We start from the raw sequence: 19,109 nt of genomic DNA, 5'->3' as shown, positions 1-19,109 counted from the left end.
ATCAATAGCGAAATACAACAAATACAAACACAGTATTAATGAATATCACTAAGTTAATGTAACCCCACGATCGTAGCGATTGCCTTAGACTGGGAGCTTTGCGTCCTATGCTTTCGCATAGTTTGCCGTTTAATTTACTTATGCATTATTTTAAACCAACATAAAAACTAGTAATTATGTACAATAAAAACAGTAGACTATAGCTAAATATCACTAAATGCAAACATTACTCTATAAAATTCATAGTCAATTCATTTTACACTACATTTACAACTATTTATCCTAACGAACCGAGTATATCTACGCGGATAGTATCTGGAATTTCATTATAAGAAAGAACGACTAAGCTGCCTTTAGTAAAAGTTTTAGCATAACGTGCCAGCAGCGGTCTTAGCTGTGGAACCACAATTAATGTTGGTGTTACACCTCTTGATTTCATGTCTTCGACTATCATCGGCATGGTGCGTTGAAATTGCCCCAGTAAATTAGGATCTACCGCAAAACTATCTAGTACTACTTTGCCCGCCTGCATGGCTTGATCAAGTGAGCTTTGTAAAGTGCTTTCTAGCTTTTCATCTAGGCTGTAAGCACTGAGTTCATCACGATTACCCATCACCTGTTTTACCAATACTTTTTGCAGTGCACAGCGTACGTCTGAAACCAGCAAAATTGGATCTTTAGTTACCTCTACGCTGTCTATTAATGTGCCGGCAATAGTGACTATGTCTTTAATACTTATGTGTTCTTTTAGTAGTAAACGAATCACTTTTAGCTGTAAATTAGTCGGTAATGCTTTTTCGAAGGTTTCGGCTAAGCTAGGTGAGATTTCTTTTAGCCGTTCATTTAGCTTTTGTACGTCTTCATAACTAAATAACTCATCTAAATGTTCTTTGATCACTTTGCCGGTATGAGTAGCAATAATGGTGCCTAAATCAACCACAGAGTAACCCATATTTAATGCTTGGGTTTTGCTGTCATCTTTTATCCAAACGGCCTCAAGCCCATAAGCAGGATCAGTGGTTAATTCACCATCTAAGCTGCCGTATACATCACCGGTATTTAACGCGAGTAACTCTTTGGCGTTTACATTAGCACTTGCAACAGGCACACCGGCTAAGTTTACTTTGTATTCTTGTGGATTTAATTTTAGGTTATCTTTTATTCTGATCTCCGGTAATAAAAATCCAAGTTGCTCAGAAAGATTTTTACGCACACCTCTTAAGGTTTTTACCAGCTCTTCCCCTTTGTCTTTATCGGCCAAATAAACCAAACGAAAGCCAAGCTCAACCGACAACTTATCAACATGAGAAATATCTCCCCATTCTAAGTTAGCCTGTTGCTCACTTAAAATGGTGTCGGTCATTTGTTCGGCTTCAATTAAAGAGTTATCGGGGAGAGAGCGTTGTAATCGCCAAGCAACATAAAATAATGGCGCGGCAAACCCTAAAAAGGCGACAGTGGGCATACCTGGCACAATACCAAGCGTAACCATAATTAATGCAGCAGTAAAAATAACACGCGGAGAGGCAAGTAACTGCTTACCTACTGCTTCACTTACATCGCCTTCATCGTTCATACGCGTAACAATAATTGCCGCAGCAACCGCGAGTAATAACGAAGGAATTTGCGCAACTAAGCCATCACCTATAGTTAACAGCGCAAAACGTTGGAACGCTTCGGCTAAACTTAAACCATGTTGGAAAGCACCTATTGATACACCGCCCAACAGGTTGATCACTAATATAATTAAACCGGCAATGGCATCACCGCGCACAAACTTAGAGGCGCCATCCATAGAGCCATAAAAATCGGCCTCTTGGGCTATAGTACTGCGTCGCTCTTTTGCTTGCTCAGGGCCAATTAATCCGGCATTTAAATCGGCGTCAATTGCCATTTGTTTACCGGGCATGGCATCTAGAGTAAAGCGTGCAGCCACCTCAGAAATACGCTCACCGCCTTTGGTAATAACCACAAAGTTAATCACCATTAAAATAACAAACACCACAATACCAACGACGTAGTTACCGCCTATAACCACTTCACCAAAGGCCTGAATAACGCGACCTGCCACATCTGAGCCTTCATGGCCATGCAGTAACACCACACGTGTTGAGGCAATATTTAGGGTTAAACGCATCAAGGTAGCGACTAACAAAATAGTCGGAAATACAGAAAAATCGAGTGGCTTTTTAGTAGACACAGCGACCAACAATACAATCACCGACAATACAATGTTGAAGGTAAATAATGCATCTAATAACCATCCTGGTAATGGCAAAATAACCATCGACAAAACAGCTAACAGCAAAATAGGAATAGCGGTATAAGGTTGAGTAAAACTGCGCCAGTTCAAATTATAACTCCAACATCTAAGGTTTCTGTAAGTTTTTAGGGATTGTTAATTCAGGCAATGCGGCGGGTGCTTGTCCTCGCCCTTGCTTGTATGCTTTTAATTGCAATACATAGGTCAGTACATAGGCAACCGCACTGTATAAGCCGTTGGGCACTTCTTGGTCGACCCGAGTCGAAAAGTAAATAGCCCGTGCTAATGCGGGGATCTCTATAATTTCTTTGTTATTCATGCGGGCGACTTCGCGTATTCTCAGCGCCATTTCATCTACGCCTTTAGCGACAACATAAGGGGCTTTAGCCGCTTCTTCACTGTACTTTATTGCCACAGCATAATGAGTAGGATTAGTGACAATCACATCAGCAGTGGGAACACGCTCTTCAATTTTTCTATTCGATTGCTGATATTGTATTTGCCGAATTTTATTTTTTATCTCAGGGCTACCATCTGAAGATTTACGCTCTTCTTTTACTTCTTGGTGGGTCATTTTTATTTTATCAGCAATCTGTTTTTGCTGAAAAGGCACATCAATAACTGCAATAAAAAGTAGTAAAGTTACCGTGATCATTAACGATAAAAATAACAACTCAATGCCTTGGCCTATCGCCACTTTTATATCTAAGTTTTGTAATACCATCAGCTGCATCCACAGCTTAGTTAAAAAGGTATATAAGCAAATCGCCAGTAAGGTTATTTTTAGTATTGATTTAAGTAGCTCTACTAACGACTGTTTACCAAACATTTTGCCTAACCCGGTTAGTGGGTTGAGCTTGCTCATTTTTAGCGCCACGAGTTTTTTTGAAAACACAAACCCACCAGGTAAACACCCAGTGATCCACATTGCGCAAAAGCTTAATAATAAAAACGGCGTGAGAGTCGATAGCATATTCATAATGGCGTCACCCAACGCGATGGGCATCATTTTTTTATTATTAATAATAGAGTGATCCAGCACCATAGTACTGTTCATTAAGTTTACAAATAAGCTGTAAAATAAATTGGCAAACCACAATAACCCAGCAATACTAACCATTAATAAAATAGCGGTATTGAGCTCTTTTGAGCGCGCGACTTGGCCGTCTTCTTTGGCTTTTTTTAGCCGTTTCTCTGTGGGTTGTTCTGTTTTTTCTTGCGAGCTATTTTCAGACATACCGCTACCTCATCGCTTGTGCAAAGGTTGTTAGCACATGATACGTTAGCCTTGAAAACGCACTTCCTGTGTACTCTAAGGTCATAAATACGCAGAAAAACCCCATCAATAGCGACATAGGGAAACCCAATACAAAAATATTTAATGACGGCGCCGCCCTACTTGCTACACCAAAAGTTAAGTTAACCAATAACATGGCGACTATCCCTGGTAGCGACAGCAATAATGCAGAGGAAAACATCCACGCAAACAACATAATAATCGCCTGAATATCAAACTCATAAATACTGCGACCAATCGGAAAGCTATGAAAGCTCTCTACCATAACCTGCAAAGTTATTAAGTGACCATCTGCGGCAAAAAACAGTAATGCACACATAATCCAAAATAACTGTCCCAATAATGCCACTTGGTTACCACTGCCGGGGTCCATAACAAGCGCCATTGATAAGCCCATCTGCATGGATAAGATCAGCCCTATCATTGCCATTACTTCAAACAAAATACGCAGCGATAACCCCATCATTACCCCAAAAATAATTTGTTCGAAGGTTAAGATGGCGGCATCTAAAGAAAACAAGTCAATAGCAGGTGCAAGTGGTAACTGCGGAGCAACTAAAAAAGCCAACATCATAGACACTAAAATACGAGAGCGTGGCGTTACCGCCGGATTGTCAAATACCGGCATAGACCATAAAAGTGCAGAAAAACGTACAAATGGCCACCAAAGCGTGCCCATCCAGCTAACTAAATCAGTAGACGTTAAAGAGAGTAATGAGCTCAACCAAATACCCCAGGTAACATAAATTTGAGCTTATCAAACCAATCAATCATAATTTGTAGCATCCAATGTCCCGCAAATACCACCATTAATAAGGTTAATAACATACGCGGTAAGAACGTTAGGGTTTGCTCTTGAATAGAGGTCGCACCTTGAATAATAGCCACCACAATACCAAGTATTAAACCCGGCACAATTAAGACTAAAATCAGTTTTATGATGGTGTAAACTGCGCTTGAAATAAGCTCTACCGACATTTCTGGGGTCATGGTGACATTCCAAATGTTGCTGCCAGCGTACCTGCTATCATTGACCAGCCATCGGCAAGTACAAATACCATGAGCTTAAACGGTAAGCTGATGATCAGCGGTGATAGCATCATCATACCCATAGACATCAGCACACTACTAACAACTAAATCAATGATTAAAAAAGGAATAAATAACATAAAGCCAATTTGAAAGGCCGTTGTGAGCTCACTTAATACAAACGCAGGCATTAACACTTCAAACGGAATCTCTTGCGCGGTGAGAGTGGTTGGCTCATTGGCTATTAATAACACTTGGCGTAATTCACTTTCGCGAGTTTGTCTGAGCATAAAAGCACGCAAAGGCTTTTCTGCGGTGAGTAAAGCTTCCTCTAATCCTATGGTTTGCTGCTGAAAAGGCGTATACGCGTTTTGATAAATGTCTTGCCAAACTGGTCGCATAATCAACATAGTGAGCATCAGTGAGATGCCAATTAAAATTTTATTCGGCGGGCTTTGTTGTAACCCCATAGCTTGGCGCAAAATCGCCAATACAATGATGATTCTGGTAAACGACGTTAAAACCATCAGTAGCGCAGGCAATAAACTCAATACCGTCATTAATAAGAGTATTTGCAGTTTAACGCTGTAGTCTTGTCCGTCGGCCGTATCTTTTAGAGAAAACAGCGTAAGTTCTTCTGCATTTAGCCAGCTTGGTAAAAACAACATGATTAACAGTAGGCTAACTTTAAAAATTACGCGTTTATTCATTTGTTTACTGATCCTTTGCGGTATCTGTTTGAGCAAATTTCAAACCATACTGCCCTTCAACCATTACCACTTCTGCTTTAGCAAAAAATACCCCATTCACTTTTACATCAAGCGCTTCACCAGCTACTTTGTCTAGCTTAAGCACATCGCCTTCTTTGGCTTGACTAAGCTCGCCTAAGGTAATTTCAGTACTTGCTACTTCAAGAGTGACGAGTAAAGGAACATCTTGAAAAAATGACATATTCCCTTCATTAGTTTTATCAGCAGATTTGTCATCAAATCCATCAAAAGCATCAAGCTCTAAGCCCGCTAAGGCGCTATCAAGGTTCTCGTTCATAATTTAGTTACTCGTTGTATTATTTGATAATTGTGTAATTTGAAATGCTAAGCCAGTCTCTTGCTCAACGACTTGGCCTTTAAATATTTGTTTATGGCCTAGGTTAAATAGCGCTGCTTCGTTAAGTTCAATGGGTAATACACCGCCGGCCACACAAGCTTTTAATTGCTTTAAAGTGACTTTTTTCTTTGCCATTTCAATCTGACCTTGCACCGCAAACTGTGCCCACATATCAGTATTGAGTGTGTTACTATTTGCAAAATCTTGCTCGCTATCAGCTGCGCAAAAAAAGCTAATTGGCAGCCATAAAAACCAACTTATTACTTGGTTTTCTAATATAAACCGCACTTTAAAGGCTAAGTATTGTAATGCTTCAGGTAAGGTATGAGATTTTTGTATCTCACCTAATAACGCTGAGCGTTCTCTAAATAATAAGCCTTGAATGCCCTGCACTTGGCGCTGTAGTAAACGACCACAAATACGGCTTTCTGTTGAGCTTAATTCGTTATTCACCTCGTCAGAGACTTGCTCTGTGCTGTTAACATTATTAAATTGCCCACCTAAGCATAAATCCGCTGTTTTATATGCACTTTGATAATCAAGCGCTAAATAGGCCTCACCTTGAGTAGGCGCAAATAAAGGACAGGCAAGAAATATCCTTGGGGATTCTTTAAACCAACTGTTAATAACCGAATGCGAACAAGGCGAAATTTCGACATCAAAACGGCTGTCGTTAAACAATTGGGCTAGCTCTAACTCCAAAGTTTTACGAATATTAACGTTTATGTGCGCTGCTTTTTGTTGTGCTTGTTCATATGCTCTTTGCTCAAGCGTGAGTGCAAATGGAGTAATATGCTCAGAATTTTTCGCTTTAATTAGCTTTGTTTTAGCGTTTAACGTTTTACTCATACCACTGTTTTTCCTGATTCATTTATATTCAGCTTATGCTCGTCTTTTTGGCTTTTTTCAATTGGGCTTGTAACTGTAAACGATTAACAATATCGCTGCGTAAGCGCTCATTTTTGCTTATCCACTCAACCCCTAAAAACATTAATTTTTCACTCACTGCACGACGATACATCACCTTGCCTGCCAATCGATTAGTTTTATCAAACACCACAATAATTTTATTGGGGATCGTCTTTTCAGCAGGCACTAATAAACCCACACCGCCCACGCTAATATCTTTTGCCACACCATGGCATAGTGAAATATCAATAAAACAACGGCGTAATAACTGCACGCCTACTCCGCCAAGCTGAACTGACTCAGGCTCGTAATTATCTTTGAGGTTTAAGTTCCATCTTTTGTAACTTCGTTTAGTGTCTGGTTGGTTACTCATAATTCTCTTCAAGACGTAGCACGGGTTTGTTAGCCGTTGCCGCACCAGCCGCTTTTTTTATCGGATTGTTAATGTTGCTATCATCAAATAATTGGTTAAATTTATCCTGCGCATCTTTAGTTAAGATCAGCAGTTCAACACGTCTGTTTTCGCTGGCTTTCTTATTTTCTTTATTAATTGGCCGATTTGATGAAAACGCATTTACTTGAAGCACCTGACTTGATGGCATTCCGCCCATAGTCATTACTTTTCTTGCTTGCTGCGCTCTATCGCCAGAAATGTCCCAATTACGAGAGCTGCCATCAACAAATAAGCTGGCATCGCTGTGCCCAGAAATAATAATTTTGTTGTTAATGTCTTTAACTAAGCCGCCAAGGTATAGAAACAGATCTTCAAAAAATGGGGTCATTTGCGACTTTGAGCGTTCAAACATTTGATGATGCTTGTCGTCTCTAATGATCACTCTTAGCCCCAGGGGCACTTCTTCAACTAGTAAGTTATTTTTTAGTAACTCTTCTTTACTAAGTTCCTCAATACTTTCCAGTAATAAGCTCAGCTCAGATGAAGCTTCAAATTGGCTATCAATCGCTGAGTTTAACTTCTCGCCTTGCCCAGCTTTAGGCTCAACGGTGCCATCGGGCACTTGTAATACTTCACTCATTCCAGGTTTTGGAGAGTCCGGAGGCGTAATTCCAGACTCTAGGTGTTTAATTACTGAAGGAGAACCCCCTAAATCAACGGGGAATGGGCTATTTTGAGGGTCAAAAATAGCGGGGCCACCATCAAAAATTGAGTGAGTTCGCATGTAGTGTGCTATTTCTTCACGCTCTGATTCATTGGTAATCGCCATAATCCACATCACCATAAAAAACGCCATCATCGCCAAAGTAAAATCGGCAAAGGCAACCTTCCAAGCACCACCATGAGGCTTTTCGGTTGCTCTTCGACGTGAGCGTTTGATGATGATTTCTTGATTTTTGTTTTCCATTATTAAGCCGCCTTGTTAGTGATCCACTCTTCCATGGTGGTAAAGGTCGGTTTAATTTCTTCATTAATTAATTTTCTGCCTGAGTCAGTCGCCACAATAGGCACATGCCCTTTAGCATGCGCCACTAACATGGCACGCACACACTCAAACATCGCCACTTGTTTTTTTACATACTGCTCCATCGCTGAGGCAAGCGGTGCAATTAAACAGTAACAAGCAAAAATACCAATAAAAGTACCCACCAACGCCGCGGCTACATGGTAGCCAATTTCACTTAAAGGTCCATCAAGGTGCTGCATAGTAATAATAATGCCGCCAACCGCTGCTAAAATACCAAAACCAGGCATAGCTTCAGCTATATTAGCCAGTGAATGAGAAGGCTTAAGACGCTGTTCTTCAATGGTGTAAATCTCTTGCTCTAACATGGCATCAAAGTCATGCGAGTTGATTTTTCCCATACTAAATAAACGCAAGTTATCGCAAATAAAAGTTACTAGCTGAGGGAACTCATACACCTTTGGGTAAGCAAGAAAAATAGAACTAGTTTCTGGGTTTTCAACATGCTCATCCAATCCCTTTATACCTTTCACTCTGGCTAAATCTAATAAAGAGTAAATAACCAGTAGTAAGTCATGGTAAAGCTCAGACGTATCGGTTCCTTTACCACTAATAAATTGATACTTTAATTGCGATAACATTTCTGTCAGTACATATTTTGAATTACCCACAATTAGCGCCCCTAAGCCTGCGCCAAAAATAATTAAAAACTCGTATGGCTGCCACATAGTGGCGATGTTGCCGCCCGCAAACGCAAAACCACCTAATACTGTTGCAAGTACTACTATTAAACCTATAACTCTTTGCATTCTTTATTCCTTAGGTATTAGATTTTTTGAAGCGTTTGTGTGAGCGCTTCAAGTGCTTGTTTATGAAGTTGGCAAACACGTGCCTCGGTTAAATCGAGCGTTAATGCTATTTCTTTCATATTCATTTCGTGCATGTAATATAATTGTAAGAGCAGCTTTTCTCGGGTATTTAGTTTGCTCATCGCCACTTTGAGGGTGGCTGCTGTCTCTTCTTTTTCGTGTGTATGTGCACAGGTAAGTGCTAAGTTAGGATTAGCCTCCAATAGCGCTTCAAGGCTATCAAATGCTTCAGCTTGCTCACTGTAATGCAGCTGAATAAGCTCTTTATGGCTAATCCCTAACGCCTCACACATTTCGGTGTCTGTTGCATCACGACCAAGCTTTTTTTGCAATGAACGGCTCATATCACGAAGCTGATGAGACTGCTGCCGCAACTGGCGAGGGCGCCAATCGACACGCCTAAATTCATCTAACATAGCACCACGAATACGCTTAAACGCAAATGCAGCAAATTTCTCATCTAAATCCCGGCCATAGCGACGAATAGACGAAAGCAGCGCAATAATGCCTATTTGGTAAATATCATCACTATCGACAATAATGCCCACTTGAGTGCGCATGTGTGCAGCCGCCCGATTAACCAAGTAAGCGTACTGCGATAATAGTTGCGTCTCTTTTTGTGGTGTAAAGGTGACTGGTGGTTCTGTTATTAACTCACCCCACTCTTCTTGCAGCATCATAGCGATGACCTATTGAATGAAGACGTTCGTAACGAGTACGTTATCTAATCGAACTGAAACCGCATTTGCTAAAACCACATTAAACTGCTCGAGTAAATCTTTTTGAATTGCATCGATATCTTTAAAAGCTTCTTTTACTTGGCTGTGGCTCATATTAGCAAACTGTTTTACGAGTACATTTCTCACTAGCGGCTCCATCGCTTCTGTCCCTGTATTGAAAATAGACGGCGAAGTTACAAGTACTAAGTCGAGCACTAAATAACGCGCAACTGACCCTTCTGATACGCTTATAATGAAGCGCTCCATTTGATGATATTCAACCTTTGTTATATCGGCTTGCGGGCCTTCTTCTGATGAGTCACTGCCGTTAAAAAACTGTCCCGCAAAAAATGCAGACGCAATAAGTACAATTACAGTTAGGGCTATTATTATTTTTTTCACTTTTATCTCTCTTAATCCAAGGTAGTTATACTAATAAATCTAACGAGTCTGATTGCAGCTTAGATGCGCGAGTGTTGCTGTCATCATCCTGTACAGGCATCTCAGTGTGATTACTTGCAATGTCGTCATTGTCATTTTGGTGATGAGATTGCTGCTGTTTATCACTCAAATTAACATCAACTGTGGTATTCGAATTTTGCGACAAAGACTGGCGTAACTGCTCTAAAGTTTGCGCGATGGCATCTCTTACCTGCGTATTACTCGTAATTAAACTGACTGAAGTTTTATCCCCTTCTATATTGATAGATATTTCAATACTGCCGAGGTTAGGAGGGTCTAATCTAATTTGCGCCCGCTGTAGCTGCTGCCCTATTTGCAATTTTACCTTATCGCCAAGTACATGTAATAAGCGCTGCCCCCATTCACTAGGTGCCTCTTTTAATTTCTCTTTTTGCCACTCAAAGGTTTCTGGTGCGGTGGCGGCAGATGAGAAAGCACTCACTAATGCTGATTTTTGACTGCTACCTTCACGGCTTTCAGCATTAAATATTTTCGATTGCGGATTTTGTGACAGCGCAGCAAGCTCGAGTTTACTGAGCCCAATACTCGGTTGTGTGGATATTTGCTCACTGGTTAAGCTACTTGACTGCGCTTGTCCATAAGTGTTCGACATTACTGATGGTTGATTTAATCGGTTCAAAAGCGCTTGTGAATACAATGTTTGTGGTGTTTTGGCTAAATCGAGTGTGTTTAATTCTTTATTAACGAGTGTATCCGCTGGCGCTACGTTTATAGCTGCAGCAGGCACAGTTAAAGCATCACTATGCACAGTCGTATTTTGTGCGAGCGCAGTTTTAGCGGGCTCTTGAGCTACAATGCTGACTTCGTGCTGAGTCTCTAAAGGCTTACTCTTTAACTGCTCATCAATAACAAGCTGTACTGGTGGTGTTTCCACTACTACAGTGTCGATATCAACTAAAAGGTTATTATTTGGGTTAAGTATAGTCATAACAGGCGCGTTTTTTTTATTGTTATCGAGGTTATAATTAGCGGTGCTAAAAAAGTATGGATTTATTATTTCATCCAATTCTTCAGTGACTTCTTCTTGAGCTAGCTGTTCTGAGCTCTCGCGAGGTTGCTCAACATGCAATTTTTGCTGTTTTGCTTGCTGCTGCTTTGAAGAAAGCGAAAATGGCACAAGCTCGTTCTGTTGTTCTTGCGCATCTGCTGGTGAGCTGCTTTTTAATATGCTTTGCTTATTAGCAACACTGCCAAAGTCAGCCTTTGACACCATTGTACTTGTTTGAATACTCATAACGACTGTCCTTGTTGTACTTTTTTATAAGCCATTAAGCCCTCTTTATCCTCTTGATGGCGCTGCATTTGTACTTTAATGGCCGCTTGCTTTTGGCCCACAAGGTCAATTAAGTCAACATAACGTGCTTTTAAGTTATTTTGTTCAGCTACCATTGAACTAAACCAAGGCATGCTTTGTAACTGTGTGTAAAGTGCAAGTAACTGCTTATCGGCTGCTTTAACTTGATACCAATTACTCTCATGGATAGCATTTTCCATAGCACTAAGTAATTGTTCCATTTTTTGCGCTGCGTATTTTTGAGAGTGTTCCATTGGCAATACTAAATTCATTATAAGTTCACATTTCATTTAGCAAAAAGCAAGCCAAGATTAAACCTTTGTTTTTTAACGTTAAATTAAATAAAAGCAGTAAAAAGCGGAAGCGGAACTTCCCCCTAGGAAGGAAGTAATCTGTCATGAATTAGCAGTAGGATGGTCACTTAGGTAATAGAGGAAGTTTAAAAAGCAGCTGAATTTAAAATAAAAAAGCCAGCTATGGGTAGCTGGCTTTTAAACGTTTACTGTGTGCCTAAGCCTTGCCACCCTTCTTGCAAGTTGGTCATCACTACACGGGTGGAGTCAATATAGCTCAAGTCATTCTTCATACTGGCTTGTAATAATGCTTGCCCACAATGCTGATAAAGGTTTTGCATGTTTTGCGCTACCTCACCGCCCTTTTCAAGATCCAATGAGGCCTCAAGCCCGCCTAAAATACGCATCAGCTTTTCAATACTTTCTGCTTTTTTATCGTATCTTTTTTGTTTTATGTGGCCAGTGACTTTTTCAAGCTCATCTGAAAAACCATCAAATAACATCAAAACTAATTTATGAATATCGGCACTGGCCGCTTTTGCATCTACTGATGTACTTTTATAGGCTGAAAAGCCATCATTTAAATCTAACATCTATGTTTAGCTCCCAAATTGACCCATTGTAGATTCTAATTGCGCAATAGTCTGTTGCATTTGTGTAAACTGCGACAAGTAACGTTGATACACTTGCTCCATAGACACTTCATGGTTTTTTTGCTGCCTAACAATAATATCCAAGCTTGATTGTAATGTATCTTTTTTATCGCTCATTAAGCCATAGCTTTTTGTGTATGGCTCTACTCGTTTTTCTAATTTAGCCATTAACCCATCTTCACCTGTTAACATTCTAGTTAATTTTTCAGGATCATTGGTCATTGCTGCTTCTAAACGTTCGCTATTAATTTTTAAGCTACCGTTACGATCAAACTCAATTCCAACAGAATAGAGCGTCTTTCCCTCAAAGGTGCCTTGAAAGTCGTTTCGCATTGAGCGAGCAAGCCCACTTGCTAAGCTATCGCGCTTTAAATTATCGTTAGAAGTAATGCCATTGACTAAACTATTAAACTTATCTACAAAACCCTGAATATTAGACTTACTTGCTTCCTGATCTTGTGCAACCCCAACACGAATCGGTGTATCCCCAATATTTTGCGCCTTTGTCAATGTTAATGTTACTCCATCAATAACATCCTCAAGCGTGTTCGTTGTAGAGGTAATCGTTAAAGCTGAACTTGCACCAAGCTTAATAATTGAGTCTTGGCCATTAGTTAGCTCTGTTTGGTTAGCTATAGCATTTGTTATATCTGTACCATTAGCATCTAAGCCAGGCATATAATTTAACGATATCTGATTTGCAACACCTGAATCTTCACTCGTCATGACTAAAAATGTTTCACTACCAGAGCGCATTAATGTTGCTTTTACACCACTATTATCTGCATGGCTATTAATGGCATTGGCTAAATCACTGAGTTTAGCATCTGCGTCTAAAGTAGATAAATCAACCGAAAAGGACTCTCCAGCTAAATCAATATTTAATTCGCCATCAGTGCTCAATGCTTTTGTAGGATCGAAACTGAGTGCAACTTGATGCGCTTGTGCTAGCTGCTCAACAAAAATATCATAATTTCCGCTAGCAGCATCACCATTTGCGACTACATTCAATGTTGTTTCATCACTAACGGCAGTACTGTTAGTAAACAAACTCGTTTCTGATTTTAAACTCGCTTTTAAATCACTGTGAAAGCTAGTTATACTGCTTTTTAGCCCATCTAACGCTTTTATTTTGTTAGTGAAATCAGCATTTTTAGTATTTAAAAGCTGATCTTTTGAAGCTCGCTCAATTTGCGTATATTGACTAGCTAGTTGACCAGGATTAATCCCTAATGCAGCACTCATTTTATTCTCCAGGCATTTTAGTTATAAGCAAAAAAATCTAGGTTAAACATTTTTACTTATGACTATAAACAATAATAGCTACATCTTAGATGTAGCTATGCATACTTAATTGATCTATCACTATTAACGAAGTAGTGAACCAATCATTTGTGTTGTACTGTTAGCAGTACTCAATACGGAAATACCTGAGTTCATAAGTAACTGTTGCTTAGTCATGTTAGACGTTTCTGCCGCAAAATCAGCATCCATCAGTGTAGACGCTGCCGCTTGAGTATTTTCTTTCATGTTGGTTACGTTATTCATAGTATGGTCAAGACGATTCATTGACGCACCTAGTGCTGAACGTGCTGTGCCGATATTTTCAACAAGTGTATCCACTTCAGCCATAGCTAACAGGGCATTTGCCTGAGTATCAAGTACACCTAGAGCCGTCTGATCTGCAGCAGCAGTACCAACAGATGCATGCAAACTTGCAATTTCTGTTGCAATACCGACACTTAACGTTTCAGCAGTTGACGAGCCCACTTGAAAAGTTACGCCTGCTGCGGCTTCAAATTTCCCTGTATCAGCGGCAATAACCTCTGCGGTAACACGTTTATCGGCTGCTGTACCATCATTTGCAGTAGCAGCGATTGCGAATAAAGCAGTCCCACCAAAGCTGGTGTTTTGCATAATACTCGCAAGCTCATCACCTAGTGCTACATATTCCGAATTCATAGCTGTAAATTCATCCGCACCATTTGTACCATTGGCAGCTTGTGTTGCTAGCTCTTTCATGCGGTAGGCAATGTTAGTCATTTCATCAAACGCGCCTTCCGCTGTTTGCATCATCGACATTGCATTATTTGAGTTATAAAGCGCTGCTTCTTGGCCACGTACTTGTGCGTTTAAGCGTGATGCGATTTGCAGACCCGCTGCGTCATCTTTTGCAGAGTTAATTTTAAAACCAGACCCTAAACGCTCAAGCGCTGTTGATAAATCGTTGTTGCTACGACCAAGCTGGTTTTGAATTGACATTGAAGCCATATTTGATTGAATTGATAAAGCCATGCTTAATTTCCTTTATGTTTTAAACCTATTTACACACAAAGTATAAATAGAAGTGACTAATCATTAAGAGCGACCATGCCTAAAAAAAACTAAACTTTATTTTGATTTTATTTATTAATACAGCCGAAATAATTACATAGCTACCAAACTAGATGCAGCTTTAAAAAAAGGCTGAGTAACCTTTTTTATTTTTATCCGAGCTCTATCTAAACAAAAACAGCCGCATCAAAGATGCAGCTGTTTTGGTATTTTTTAATCGATTACTCGGTTTATGTAACCTATCGTTAAGCTATTAACGAAGAAGTGAACCAATCATTTGTGTTGTGCTGTTAGCAGTACTAAGTACAGAAATACCTGAGTTCATAAGCAACTGTTGCTTAGTCATATTAGATGTTTCAGCAGCAAAATCAGCATCCATCAGTGTAGAAGCCGCTGCTTGGGTGTTTTCTTTCATGTTGGTTACGTTGTTCATAGTATGTTCAAGGCGGTTCATTGATGCACCTAGTGCTGAGCGCGCAGTACCAATATTTTTAATAAAAGTATCAATACCAGTAATTGCTGCTGATGAATTCGTCGCATCATCTAGGTCACCGATGGTGCCTGCAGTAGCAACACTTGTGTTAATATCCTGTACTGCTGTACTAACATCAACTGAAAGTGTTTCAGCTGTTGATGAACCTACTTGGAACGATACAGCGCCAACATCAAATTTACCTGCAGTAGCATCTAGTAATTTAGTACCACCAAAGCTAGTGTTGTCCATAATACTTTTAAGCTCAGCTTCTAAAGCAACAAACTCAGACTTCATTGCTGTGTACTCATCCGCACCATTTGTACCATTGGCACCTTGGGTCGCTAACTCTTTCATGCGGTAAGCAATGTTAGTCATTTCATCAAACGCACCTTCCGCTGTTTGCAGCATAGACATTGCATTATTTGAATTATAAAGCGCTGCTTCTTGGCCGCGTACTTGTGCGTTTAAGCGTGATGCGATTTGTAGACCCGCTGCGTCATCTTTTGCAGAGTTAATTTTAAAACCAGACCCTAAACGCTCAAGCGCTGTTGATAAATCGTTGTTGCTACGACCAAGCTGGTTTTGAATTGACATTGAAGCCATATTTGATTGAATTGATAAAGCCATGCTTAATTTCCTTTATGTTTTAAACCTATTTACACACAAAGTATAAATAGAAGTGACTAATCATTAAGAGCGACCACATTAAGAAAAAACTAAACTTTATTTTGATTTTATTTATTAATACAGCCGAAATAATTACATAGCTACCAAACTAGATGCAGCTTTTAAAAAGGCTGAGTAACCTTTTTTATTTTTATCCGAGCTCTATCTAAACAAAAACAGCCGCATCAAAGATGCAGCTGTTTTGGTATTTTTTAATCGATTACTCGGTTTATGTAACCTATCGTTAAGCTATTAACGAAGAAGTGAACCAATCATTTGTGTTGTGCTGTTAGCAGTACTAAGTACAGAAATACCTGAGTTCATAAGCAACTGTTGCTTAGTCATATTAGATGTTTCAGCAGCAAAATCAGCATCCATCAGTGTAGACGCTGCCGCTTGAGTATTTTCTTTCATGTTCGTTACGTTATTCATGGTATGATCAAGACGATTCATTGATGCACCTAGGGCTGAGCGGGCCGTGCCAATTGAATCAACTAACGTATCAACAAAATCAAGCTGAGCCTTTGCATCTGCTTGGTTATCAATACGACCATTACCTGATGGCGTAGCTCCTGTTGAGGCCCTAGCCCCCAACTGATTAATAGTTCCTTGAACTGATTTATCTGTAGCCGTACCATCAACATACAAAGTAGCACCGATATCAACTGACAATGTTTCTGCTGTACTTGAACCTACTTGAAACGTAACTGCTGTAGCAAATTTACCTTTATCTGCTGCCAATGCTGCGTCTGCATTAAATAATGCTGTTCCACCAAATGACGTATTATCCATAATACTATTTAATTCAGCAGTCAAAGCAACATACTCAGAACTTATCGCTGTATATTCATCATCACCATTTGTACCATTGGCAGCCTGTGTTGCTAGCTCTTTCATGCGGTAAGCAATATTAGTCATTTCATCAAACGCGCCTTCCGCTGTTTGCATCATCGACATGGCATTGTTTGAATTATAAAGTGCTGCTTCTTGGCCGCGTACTTGTGCGTTTAAGCGTGATGCGATTTGCAGACCCGCTGCGTCATCTTTTGCAGAGTTAATTTTAAAACCAGAACCTAAACGCTCAAGCGCTGTTGATAAATCGTTGTTGCTGCGACCAAGCTGGTTTTGAATTGACATTGAAGCCATATTCGATTGAATTGATAGAGCCATGTTTAGTTTCCTCTTTGAAGTTGTAGTTAAAGTAATTAGTGGAGCTAAATCACTTTCTAATAACTAAGAGCGACCAATTATGAGAAAAGATAAACATTTTTCTAATTATTAAAGTTAGCCCTTAAATTACAGGCGATAATGAAAAAGATGACATTAAATTTAAATTAACTGACCGTTAATTTAGTGAGTATTGCACCATGTTACGAGTTATGTTTGCTTGTGACATAATTGCAGCCACACTATTTACCCCTGGGCTTTGCATGTGCTGTTTAACCCCTAAACTTACAGCAAGCAATTCATCTGTATTGGCTAAGGTACGAGCAGCATCGAGTTGATCTAGCTGGCTTTGCAACTGTTGCTTTTGTGCCTGAATTTTTATTAAGTTGGCCTTTAAATGGCGCTGTGCACTTTGAATTTGTTCGCGGTGCTGTGCAATACTGGCATTTTTGTCTGCTACTTTAGCAAGTTCATTTAGTGGATTATCTAAATCATTAAGCTGCAACGAAATCGGGTTACCCGCCGCAACACGTACACCTTGACCACTCATTACCCAAGGTTCTAAAAGTGGAGCCGCATTATCTTTTTGCGCACTAAAAAGCAGGCGGTTTTCACGGTTGAGCTCAACGTTTATATGATGTGGTGCAAACGCATTTTGAATAGCAGTTAAATTGGTTTTTTCGTCTTGATAGGCAGGTAGTTTTAAACTTAATGATTTACCCGAACGCCCCATTACTAACTGGATACTTTCTTCATGTGGACGCGCGCTAAGCAGGTCTATATTGGCATTAAGCTGTTTGCTAATAGCACGATTTGGGTCGGTTATTTTTAGTTGAGAATCAAGCCCTGAGCCTTTTTTACTTGCGACATTTTGTAATGACGCTATTTGAACTTTAATCTTTTGTTGTTGCATAGGTTGTGGCTGAGAGTTAGCTGCCTGAGTGTTTAATTGTTGTGCTAACTTTTCAAGTCCCATATACAAATTTCGTATTGTGCTTTCACTTTGCTCGGCTCTAGCCAAGGCTTGACTAAGCGCCCCACGCTGTGCCCAATCAGTCAGTACTTTAACTTGCTCCTCTCTGGCAACAATTTTGTTTTTCCACAAATTGTTAGCAGAATCTTTTGTTGATGTAACGAGTGCATCCGATTTATTGGTATTAACCAAGTCAATTGCTTGTGCCTTTTCGCTACTTTTAACCAGCATAGTTAGTTCCTGAAAATATTATAATTTTTAAATGTATGAAAACAATGAAAGTTTGCTTACTGTTGAGTAAACCTGCATCGATGACTCATACGCCGCCATTGACTCTTTCATCGAGATAAACGCTTCAGGGTAATCTACAGCACTTAAATCATCCTGTAAATTCACCGTAAACGTAGTGATATCTTGATTACTGGTAGTAATAGAATCAAGCGACGCCATAGTAGAACCAATTGTAGTCACTTGGCTACTAATAGTACCTAGAAAGTCTGCTAATTTATCTATCATCACCCGTGATTGATTGCCAACGCCACCTGCCGGTGGATTATTTACATCAACAAGATAGTCTTGCATGGCATTTAAAAAGCCGGCACCTGGGTCTAAATCATCACCCACAATATTATTTTTTACACTTGAGTCATCAGATACAGCAACTTCTCTGACAATATCGTCACCGGTATAAACGTAATTACCCGTGGCATCGATTTGAAATGGTTGTTCATCCGTTTTGCTGCCCGAAAAGTAATACTTTCCGTCGCTATCTGTTGCATTAAGTAAATCAACAATCGCAGGAAAAGCCACTCTCATTTCTTGACCAAGCGCTTTAATTTCTGCCTCACCCATCGAATCATCAGCTGCGGTAGTAAGTAAACTCTGTAAGGAATATATTTGGTTAACAATACCAGTCAATTGTACTTCTTGTTGACCCAGTGAAAAGTTAACTGCGTCCATATTGGTTTTGTATTGCTCTAGCGATTTAATTTCTGAACCTAAATTCATAATCATCACAGTGCCAAGTGGATCATCAGACGGCTTAAGAATACGCTTATTGGTTGCTAATTGAGTCGACTTTTCGTTAAAATTTTCAGTATTAATTTGGATGTTTTTTATTGAATTTAAATGAAGCTGATGACTACTTACTCGCATAACAT

Annotated in this window: 21 protein-coding genes and 1 riboswitch; all 21 genes read right to left on the bottom strand. The window is 39.8% G+C overall.

Annotated elements, in window-relative coordinates; translation table 11 throughout:
• Window positions 1–54: 54 nt before the first annotated feature.
• A riboswitch (cyclic di-GMP riboswitch) is annotated at window positions 55–137 on the bottom strand.
• A 140-nt stretch (window positions 138–277) separates the two neighbouring features.
• The 21 genes from flhA to flgL all read right to left on the bottom strand — a co-directional run bounded on the left by flhA (window position 278) and on the right by flgL (window position 19,104).
• The gene (gene flhA, locus FLM54_RS04570) at window positions 278–2,353 is read right to left on the bottom strand and encodes a flagellar biosynthesis protein FlhA (protein WP_010391191.1); all 2,076 of its coding nucleotides are present in this window, start codon (window positions 2,351–2,353) and stop codon (window positions 278–280) included.
• Window positions 2,354–2,369: 16 nt separating this feature from the next.
• Window positions 2,370–3,500, bottom strand: a complete 1,131-nt coding sequence (gene flhB / locus FLM54_RS04565; protein ID WP_138607584.1) for a flagellar biosynthesis protein FlhB — start codon at window positions 3,498–3,500, stop codon at window positions 2,370–2,372.
• Window positions 3,501–3,504: 4 nt separating this feature from the next.
• Complete coding sequence (fliR, locus tag FLM54_RS04560; protein WP_055011669.1) at window positions 3,505–4,284, bottom strand: flagellar biosynthetic protein FliR; 780 nt, start codon at window positions 4,282–4,284, stop codon at window positions 3,505–3,507.
• Window positions 4,281–4,550, bottom strand: coding sequence for a flagellar biosynthetic protein FliQ (locus FLM54_RS04555; protein WP_138607580.1), 270 nt, complete (start codon window positions 4,548–4,550; stop codon window positions 4,281–4,283). The genes fliR and FLM54_RS04555 overlap by 4 nt, the downstream gene beginning before the upstream one ends.
• Window positions 4,547–5,299 carry a flagellar type III secretion system pore protein FliP gene (gene fliP / locus FLM54_RS04550; RefSeq protein WP_075170636.1) on the bottom strand — a complete coding sequence of 251 codons (753 nt, stop codon included), beginning with the start codon at window positions 5,297–5,299 and terminating at the stop codon, window positions 4,547–4,549. Before fliP ends, FLM54_RS04555 begins: the two co-directional genes overlap by 4 nt.
• Before the next feature lie 4 nt (window positions 5,300–5,303).
• Window positions 5,304–5,636, bottom strand: a complete 333-nt coding sequence (locus FLM54_RS04545) for a FliM/FliN family flagellar motor switch protein (protein ID WP_055011667.1) — start codon at window positions 5,634–5,636, stop codon at window positions 5,304–5,306.
• Window positions 5,637–5,639: 3 nt separating this feature from the next.
• Window positions 5,640–6,545: a FliM/FliN family flagellar motor switch protein gene (locus FLM54_RS04540; protein WP_178955430.1), complete on the bottom strand. Its 906-nt coding sequence runs from the start codon at window positions 6,543–6,545 to the stop codon at window positions 5,640–5,642.
• A 28-nt stretch (window positions 6,546–6,573) separates the two neighbouring features.
• Window positions 6,574–6,978, bottom strand: a complete 405-nt coding sequence (locus FLM54_RS04535) for a PilZ domain-containing protein (RefSeq protein WP_138607576.1) — start codon at window positions 6,976–6,978, stop codon at window positions 6,574–6,576.
• Window positions 6,971–7,966 (bottom strand): flagellar motor protein MotB, encoded by a 996-nt coding sequence (locus tag FLM54_RS04530; RefSeq protein ID WP_218651585.1) that lies wholly within the window; start codon window positions 7,964–7,966, stop codon window positions 6,971–6,973. Before FLM54_RS04530 ends, FLM54_RS04535 begins: the two co-directional genes overlap by 8 nt.
• 2 nt (window positions 7,967–7,968) lie before the next feature.
• Window positions 7,969–8,832, bottom strand: coding sequence for a flagellar motor stator protein MotA (gene motA, locus FLM54_RS04525; protein ID WP_010391179.1), 864 nt, complete (start codon window positions 8,830–8,832; stop codon window positions 7,969–7,971).
• Window positions 8,833–8,849: 17 nt separating this feature from the next.
• The gene (locus FLM54_RS04520) at window positions 8,850–9,572 is read right to left on the bottom strand and encodes a FliA/WhiG family RNA polymerase sigma factor (RefSeq protein ID WP_178955428.1); all 723 of its coding nucleotides are present in this window, start codon (window positions 9,570–9,572) and stop codon (window positions 8,850–8,852) included.
• 9 nt (window positions 9,573–9,581) lie between these two features.
• Window positions 9,582–10,013, bottom strand: a complete 432-nt coding sequence (locus FLM54_RS04515; RefSeq protein WP_138607568.1) for a flagellar basal body-associated FliL family protein — start codon at window positions 10,011–10,013, stop codon at window positions 9,582–9,584.
• Between the two features lie 25 nt (window positions 10,014–10,038).
• A complete protein-coding gene (locus FLM54_RS04510) occupies window positions 10,039–11,328 on the bottom strand; it encodes a flagellar hook-length control protein FliK (protein ID WP_178955426.1) in 1,290 nt (429 codons plus the stop codon).
• Window positions 11,325–11,660, bottom strand: a complete 336-nt coding sequence (locus FLM54_RS04505; RefSeq protein WP_178955424.1) for a hypothetical protein — start codon at window positions 11,658–11,660, stop codon at window positions 11,325–11,327. The genes FLM54_RS04510 and FLM54_RS04505 overlap by 4 nt, the downstream gene beginning before the upstream one ends.
• Before the next feature lie 227 nt (window positions 11,661–11,887).
• Entirely contained in the window at window positions 11,888–12,274 is a 387-nt protein-coding gene (fliS, locus tag FLM54_RS04500) for a flagellar export chaperone FliS (protein WP_138607562.1), read from the bottom strand.
• A gap of 6 nt (window positions 12,275–12,280) precedes the next feature.
• Window positions 12,281–13,579, bottom strand: coding sequence for a flagellar filament capping protein FliD (gene fliD / locus FLM54_RS04495; protein ID WP_178955422.1), 1,299 nt, complete (start codon window positions 13,577–13,579; stop codon window positions 12,281–12,283).
• Between the two features lie 123 nt (window positions 13,580–13,702).
• A complete protein-coding gene (locus tag FLM54_RS04490; protein WP_178955420.1) occupies window positions 13,703–14,629 on the bottom strand; it encodes a flagellin in 927 nt (308 codons plus the stop codon).
• 292 nt (window positions 14,630–14,921) lie between these two features.
• Window positions 14,922–15,770 (bottom strand): flagellin, encoded by an 849-nt coding sequence (locus FLM54_RS04485; RefSeq protein WP_178955418.1) that lies wholly within the window; start codon window positions 15,768–15,770, stop codon window positions 14,922–14,924.
• A 291-nt stretch (window positions 15,771–16,061) separates the two neighbouring features.
• Entirely contained in the window at window positions 16,062–16,979 is a 918-nt protein-coding gene (locus tag FLM54_RS04480) for a flagellin (RefSeq protein ID WP_178955416.1), read from the bottom strand.
• A gap of 175 nt (window positions 16,980–17,154) precedes the next feature.
• A complete protein-coding gene (locus tag FLM54_RS04475) occupies window positions 17,155–18,180 on the bottom strand; it encodes a flagellin (RefSeq protein WP_178955414.1) in 1,026 nt (341 codons plus the stop codon).
• Window positions 18,181–18,207: 27 nt separating this feature from the next.
• Window positions 18,208–19,104, bottom strand: coding sequence for a flagellar hook-associated protein FlgL (flgL, locus tag FLM54_RS04470; protein ID WP_178955412.1), 897 nt, complete (start codon window positions 19,102–19,104; stop codon window positions 18,208–18,210).
• Between the last annotated feature and the right edge of the window lie 5 nt (window positions 19,105–19,109).

It is taken from the genome of Pseudoalteromonas sp. Scap25, from assembly GCF_013394125.1.
In the GTDB taxonomy this organism is placed as follows: Bacteria; Pseudomonadota; Gammaproteobacteria; order Enterobacterales; family Alteromonadaceae; genus Pseudoalteromonas.
This window is presented reverse-complemented; position numbering and strand designations above follow the sequence as displayed.